This window comes from Nocardioides sp. CPCC 206348, assembly GCF_048654705.1.
GTDB lineage: Bacteria > Actinomycetota > Actinomycetes > Propionibacteriales > Nocardioidaceae > Nocardioides.
In genome coordinates, this window is the sequence record NZ_JBMCZA010000210.1 from 2,689 (window position 1) to 8,506 (window position 5,818).

A 5,818-nucleotide genomic window follows, 5' to 3' on the forward strand; every position below is an offset into this window, starting at 1 on the left:
CGGCGCCCACCAGGTCTTCGCTCCGCGGTAGTCACGACCGGGCGCGACCACCGACGACGGGACGACCGTCTGCTCGGTGGTCGGCGTCGGCGCGGGGTCGGTCGGCTCCCCGCCGTCGCCCCGGGCGAGGACGAGGCTGCCCGCGACCACGGCAACGACCGCGACGGCCGAGCCCGCCACGACCGCGACACGACGCTGGCGGATCCGACGCGCACCGGCCCAGGCCGCACCGGAGAGGTCGCTCGGTTCGAGGTCGGCCACCTGTTCGTGGAGCAGGTCGCGCAGTCGCTGATCGGTCATGTCAGCTCTCCTCTCGAAGGAGGTCGGCGAGCTCGGGTGCGGCTTCCCGCAGGCGGCTCAGGGCGAGATGGGTCTGGCTCTTCACGGTGCCGACGCTGACGCCGAGCGCCTCGGCAGCAGCCCGCTCGGTCAGGTCGTCGTAGTAGCGCAGGACGACCACGGCCCGCTGCCGCGGCGTCAGCGTGGCCAGGGCCTCGTCGAGCAGCAGTCGGCGCTCGGAAGCGGCGGTGTGGTCGGGGACGACGACGCGCGGCACGTGGTCGACGACGACCTCACGGCGCCGCTTGCGCCACGCGGAGATGTTGTCGCGCACGATGATCTGGCGGGCATAGGCCTCGGGGTTGTCGTCGCGCAGCCGGCGCCACCGCAGCGCCACCTTCGTCAGTGCCTCCTGGACCAGGTCCTCCGCGCGTTGTCGATCGCCGGTGAGCAACGTCGCCGTCCGCAGCAGGGCGTACTGGCGCTCCCCTGCCCAGCGGCGAAACGATTCCTCATCGGTGGTCACACCCCATCAACGCACATCAGCGCCAAAAGGTTGGAGGGTCACTCCACCGCGGCGGTCGTCGGCGCGTGATGGCCGAAGGGCACGGTCCCCGCGTGCCCGAGAGCCAGCAGCACCGAAGGGACGAGCGCCCCGGCCGTCCGCTTGTAGCCCAGGGCGCTGGGGTGGAAGCGATCGAGGCTGAACATCTCGTCGGGGTTGGTGATGAAGAACGGACCGACGACGTGCGCGAGCGACACCGCGTGCGCGCCGTTGCGTACGGCGACCTCAGCCTGCGCCGCGGCGAGCTGCTTCGACATCCGTGAACCGAGCGAACGCAGCGGTTGCGGCACCGGCCGCAGCGCACCGAGGTCCGGGCAGGTGCCGACCACGACCTCCGTCCCTGCGGCCCGCAGCCGGACGATCGCCTCCTCGAGCTGCGACGCCGCCGCACTGACCGGCACCCGGTGCGTGACGTCGTTGCCGCCGACCACGATGACGGCGACGTCGGCGCGGTAGCCCTCGGCGAGCCCGTCCAGCTGCCCCGCCAGGGCCGAGGTCTCCGACCCGACGACCGCCGCAGTGTGCAGCGCCACCGGCCGGTGCAGGCGCTTGGCCAGCTCCCGGGCCATGCGGGCGCCGAGGGTGTCCTTCGGGCGCTCGGCCCCCAGCCCGGCGGCGATCGAGTCGCCGAGGACCAGCAGCTGGAGCGGCGCGCCGCCGTACGTCTTCTTCTTCCAGGTCTTGTCGGCGGCCAGCGCGTCCTCACCGAGGGGCTTGCCGATCCGGGCGCGGGCGATCGCGGCCTGCCGGCGCAACAGTTCTCGGCCACCGCCGGTGGTCACCCCGACGCCGGCCACGAGGGCGCCGACGGCCAGCAGGGCGGTACGGCTGCGAGTCATGTCCCGTTTGAACCAGACCAGCCTGAACGGACAGTGGCGGGACCATGGCGAAACGCCGGACGATCCGCACCATTTCCCTTTACTGTCGGCGGATGCTCCGACGCCTCGCTCCCCTCCTCGTCGCCACCGCCCTCCTGGCGGGAGGCTGCGCGACCGAGACGGTGCCGGACTCGGAGAAGATCCTGATCGAGTCCTCGTCCTCGCCGCTCGGCCCGTCGAAGGACGACGGGAAGCCGAAGCCCAAGGCCGACAAGCCGAAGAAGAAGCCCAAGGCCAAGGCGTTCACCGCCCGGCGTGCGGGGGTCCGGATCTCTGTCCCGGCGGGATGGACGGCACTGAGCGAGAGCGACCTGTCCTTCGCCGCGGACAGTCCACGCGGCAAGGAACTCGCCGAGCGCACCGGGCTGACCGTCGATCAGCTCCGGGCAACGCTCAAGAGAGTCGACCTCTACCTGATGGGATTCGCCAGCGTCATGACCGTGACGGTCTTCGACCAGAGTGGCAGCCTCCCGTCACAGGCGAAGTTCGAGGCAGCCTTCATCGACCTGGATGTCACGACCACGCAAGGCGAGAACGTCGACACCCCACTGGGCACCGGACGCATCTTCGGAACCACGATCTCCCTGAGCGGCACCGAATTGCAGGGCGGGTCGCTCTACGTGGTCAACGGCAGCACCGTCGTGGACATCAGCGTGGTCGCCCCCGACCGGACGACCGCGCGCTCCCTTCTCAACGACGTGATCCCGACCCTCAAGCGAGCCTGATCTCCGGCTCGTGCAGCACCGGGAAGTTCACGGACGCCGCGATGAAGCAGTTGCGGCTGGCCTCGCCGTGGATCTCCCGGGCGAGGTCGACGTGCGCCGGATCGGCGACGGTGACCCGGGGGCGCAGGGTGACCGACGTGAAGTGTCCGCCGTGGCCCGCCTGGGACATCACGCCCACCGGGCTGTCGTCGTACGCCGTCACGACGATGCCGTGCAGCACGGCCGAGTGCAGGTAGGACAGCAAGTGGCACTGGGCCAGTGCGGCGAGCAGGAGCTCCTCGGGGTTCCAGCGGGTGGCGTCGCCGCGGAACGTCGGGTCGGCCGAACCGAGCAGGTCCGGCTTGCCCGCCGCCCGCAGGGTCACGTCGCGGCCGTAGTCGCGGTAGCCGCTGGTCCCGGTGCCGCGGTTGCCCTGCCAGACGAGATCCAGCGCGTAGTGGTGGTCGGTCACCGGAGCATTCTCCCCCGAACCTCTGGCGAGAACTTGTTCTAGTTTGGCATCCTGTGCCGTGTGACCCCCACCACAGTGACCGCCGCACGTCCGATCAACCTCGCCGACGTCATCGAGGTGATGGCGGACGCCGTTCCCGACCGGGCCGCAGTCGTCACCGCCGACCGCGTCTGGACCTTCGCGGAGATCGACGAGCGTTCCACACGACTGGCCAACCACCTGGTCGGCCTGGGCATCCAGCCGGGCGAGCACGTCGCGGTGCACGCCACCAACCGGATCGAGTGGGTCGACGCCCTCTACGGCTGCCTCAAGGCGCGGGCCGTGCCGATCAACATCAACTTCAAGTACCTCCGCGACGAGCTGGCGTACCTCTACGACAACGCCGACTGCGTGGCCGCGATCATCGCGCCGGAGTACGTCGACGCACTGGCCGAGCTCGACACCCCGACCCTGCGCCACCTCGTCGTCCTCGGCGAGGAGTACGACGCCGCGCTCGCCGCCGCGTCACCCGAGCGCCGGATCACCGGCCGCTCCGCAGATGACCACTACGTCCTCTACACGGGCGGCACGACCGGCAACCCGAAGGGCGTCGTGTGGCGCAACGAGGACCTGATCCGCGCCGCCCTCAACGCCGCCCGCTACGGCGCTCCGCTCGATTCGGTCGAGCAGCTGGCGGCCGAGGCCATCGCCGTCGAGAACCCCATGGTGCTGCTCGCCTGCGGCCCGATGATGCACGGCGGCAGCCAGTGGATCCTCGGCAACGGCCACGTGGCCGGCCAGACGATCGCCCTCTACACCGAACCCACCTTCGACGCCGCCAAGATTCTCGACCTGGTCGAGAAGGCGAAGGTCGTGTCGATGACCTTCCTCGGGGACGCGATGGGACGACCGGTGGCCGAGGCGATCCTCGCCGAGCCCGACCGCTGGGACCTCTCCAGCCTGGCCGCCGTGTCGAACGGTGCCGCTCCCCTGTCCGAAGGTGTCCGCGCCGAGATCCGCGAAGCACTGCCCGGCCGCTTCATCCTCGACTCGTACGGCGCCTCCGAGTCCGGCGCGACCGGTTCCCGGATCGACGACGGCACCGAGGGCGCTGCCGGCGCACCCCGGTTCAGCGTCGACGACCACGTGCAGGTCTTCGACCCCGACCTGAAGCCGTGCCCGCCGGGGGTCGACGGCATGCTCGGCCGCTCCGGCCCGGTGCCGCTGGGCTACTACAAGGACCCGGTGAAGACGGCCGCGACGTTCAAGGAGATCGACGGCGTGCGCTGGGCCATCCCGGGCGACTTCGCCCGTCGCGAGGAGGACGGAACGGTCACCGTGCTCGGCCGCGGGTCGGTCTGCATCAACACCGGCGGAGAGAAGGTGCACCCCGAGGAGGTCGAGGCCGTGCTGCTGCGCCATGACGACGTCTTCGATGCCGTCGTCGTCGGCACCCCGCACGAGCGGTGGGGCCAGCAGGTGACGGCGATGGTGCAGCGCCGCGACGGCTCCACGATCTCCGAGGACGACCTCCGCGACCACTGCCGTTCACTGATCTCCAACTACAAGGTCCCCAAGGTCGTCTTCTTCGTCGACGCCGTCCCGCGGACGCCGGTCAGCAAGGTCGACTATGCCGCGAGCACTCGCCTGGCGACCGAGCTGCTCGGCTGAATCCGTCCCTGTTCCTGGCCCGGCGCGACCAAGCGATCCGGTGAGCCGCTCCGAATCACTGGCATGACCGATTCCGGAAAGTCCGCCAGGCCTCTTCGGAGGCACCTGCTCTCACCCCAGGCGATCGCCAGGTCCGCCATCGTCAGTCGCGATGCCGACCTCACCCGCCACCGCGGGCAGGGCAACGGCCTGCAGGTCCACGCGACCTACTTCGCTGCCGTGTCCCTGGTCGCACTCGTGTGCGTCATCATCGCCGTCGCCCTCGCAACGCGAATGATGTAGCGGCCTCGCGGCCGTTCGCGCTCAGCAGCCGCCGGCGACGGCAGGGATCACGGAGACCTCGGCGCCGTCCGGCGTCGGGGTCGCGAGGTCCTGCTCGAAGCGAACGTCGTCGTTGTTGACGTAGACGTTGACGAAGCGGCGCAGCTTGCCGTCCTCGTCCACGATCCGCCCCTTGATGCCGGCGAAGCGACCGTCGAGGTCGTCGAGGATCTCCGCGACGGTGGCGCCGGTGGCGCTCACCTCGGAGTCGCCGCCGGTGTAGGTACGGAGGATCGTGGGGATCCGGACGCTGACGCTCATGGTGTTCCTTTGCTGCGGGGGTGGGGGATCAGAGACCCGTGGCCTTGAAGGCCGCGTAGGTCGGAGCGATGGTGGCTGCGGCGCCGACCTGGCCGGAGATCGCGTCGAGCGTCTTCAGCCCGTGGCCGGTGTTGATGACGACGGTCTCGAGGTTCGGGTCGAGCTGGCCGGTCTCGACCAGCTTGCGGGTGACCGCGACGGTGGTGCCACCGGCAGTCTCGGTGAAGATGCCCTCGGTGCGGGCGAGGTCCACGATGCCCGTGCGGATCTCGTCGTCGGTGACCTCCTCGACACTGCCGCCCGTGCGGCGCGCGATGTCAAGGACGTAGATGCCGTCGGCGGGGTTGCCGATGGCCAGGCTCTTGGCGATCGTGTCCGGCTTGACCGGACGAATCGCGTCGACACCGGCCTTGAAGGCGGTCGCGACGGGGCCACAGCCCTCGGCCTGGGCACCGAAGATCCGGTAGGGCTTGTCCTCGACGAGGCCGAGCTTGATCAGTTCCTGGAAGGCCTTGTCGACCTTCGTCAGCTGCGAACCGGAGGCGACCGGGATGACGATCTGGTCGGGCAGGCGCCAGCCGAGCTGCTCGGCGATCTCGTAGCCCAGCGTCTTGGAGCCCTCGGCGTAGTAGGGGCGGACGTTGACGTTGACGAACGCCCAGCCTTCCTCTTCGCCGGCGATCTCCGA

At 70.1% G+C, this 5,818-nt stretch carries 9 protein-coding genes; 3 read left to right on the forward strand and 6 right to left on the reverse strand.

Features of this window, described 5'->3' with window-relative positions:
• The 3 genes from ACOADB_RS20880 to ACOADB_RS20890 all read right to left on the reverse strand — a co-directional run.
• The coding region (locus ACOADB_RS20880) for a hypothetical protein (RefSeq protein WP_378602985.1) at positions 1-300 on the reverse strand (300 nt) is incomplete at its 3' end.
• Position 301: 1 nt separating this feature from the next.
• Entirely contained in the window at positions 302-805 is a 504-nt protein-coding gene (locus ACOADB_RS20885) for a SigE family RNA polymerase sigma factor (protein ID WP_378602988.1), read from the reverse strand.
• Between the two features lie 38 nt (positions 806-843).
• Positions 844-1,683 carry an SGNH/GDSL hydrolase family protein gene (locus tag ACOADB_RS20890; protein ID WP_378602991.1) on the reverse strand — a complete coding sequence of 280 codons (840 nt, stop codon included), beginning with the start codon at positions 1,681-1,683 and terminating at the stop codon, positions 844-846.
• A gap of 92 nt (positions 1,684-1,775) precedes the next feature.
• Here ACOADB_RS20890 and ACOADB_RS20895 point away from each other — a divergent pair, with 92 nt between their 5' ends.
• Positions 1,776-2,447 (forward strand): hypothetical protein, encoded by a 672-nt coding sequence (locus ACOADB_RS20895; protein ID WP_378602994.1) that lies wholly within the window; start codon positions 1,776-1,778, stop codon positions 2,445-2,447.
• Here the strand turns inward: ACOADB_RS20895 and ACOADB_RS20900 are convergent.
• The gene (locus ACOADB_RS20900) at positions 2,434-2,898 is read right to left on the reverse strand and encodes an OsmC family protein (RefSeq protein WP_378602997.1); all 465 of its coding nucleotides are present in this window, start codon (positions 2,896-2,898) and stop codon (positions 2,434-2,436) included. The genes ACOADB_RS20895 and ACOADB_RS20900 overlap by 14 nt on opposite strands.
• 60 nt (positions 2,899-2,958) lie before the next feature.
• On the opposite strand from ACOADB_RS20900, the gene ACOADB_RS20905 reads away from it, so the two are divergent.
• A complete protein-coding gene (locus tag ACOADB_RS20905; protein WP_378603000.1) occupies positions 2,959-4,548 on the forward strand; it encodes an acyl-CoA synthetase in 1,590 nt (529 codons plus the stop codon).
• A gap of 63 nt (positions 4,549-4,611) precedes the next feature.
• Positions 4,612-4,830 carry a hypothetical protein gene (locus ACOADB_RS20910; protein WP_378603003.1) on the forward strand — a complete coding sequence of 73 codons (219 nt, stop codon included), beginning with the start codon at positions 4,612-4,614 and terminating at the stop codon, positions 4,828-4,830.
• 21 nt (positions 4,831-4,851) lie between these two features.
• Here the strand turns inward: ACOADB_RS20910 and ACOADB_RS20915 are convergent, their stop codons facing one another.
• Together ACOADB_RS20915 and ACOADB_RS20920 are read right to left on the reverse strand one after the other, a co-directional pair.
• The gene (locus tag ACOADB_RS20915; protein ID WP_378603006.1) at positions 4,852-5,130 is read right to left on the reverse strand and encodes a MoaD/ThiS family protein; all 279 of its coding nucleotides are present in this window, start codon (positions 5,128-5,130) and stop codon (positions 4,852-4,854) included.
• A 28-nt stretch (positions 5,131-5,158) separates the two neighbouring features.
• On the reverse strand, positions 5,159-5,818 hold a 660-nt coding region (locus tag ACOADB_RS20920), incomplete at its 5' end, for a pyridoxal-phosphate dependent enzyme (RefSeq protein WP_378603009.1).

Coding starts and splice junctions, on each gene's coding strand:
- ACOADB_RS20890 (WP_378602991.1), bottom strand. CDS start 1,683: ATGACTCGCAGCCGTACCGCCCTGCTGGCCGTCGGCGCCCTCGTGGCC.
- ACOADB_RS20895 (WP_378602994.1), top strand. CDS start 1,776: ATGCTCCGACGCCTCGCTCCCCTCCTCGTCGCCACCGCCCTCCTGGCG.
- ACOADB_RS20910 (WP_378603003.1), top strand. CDS start 4,612: ATGACCGATTCCGGAAAGTCCGCCAGGCCTCTTCGGAGGCACCTGCTC.
- ACOADB_RS20915 (WP_378603006.1), bottom strand. CDS start 5,130: ATGAGCGTCAGCGTCCGGATCCCCACGATCCTCCGTACCTACACCGGC.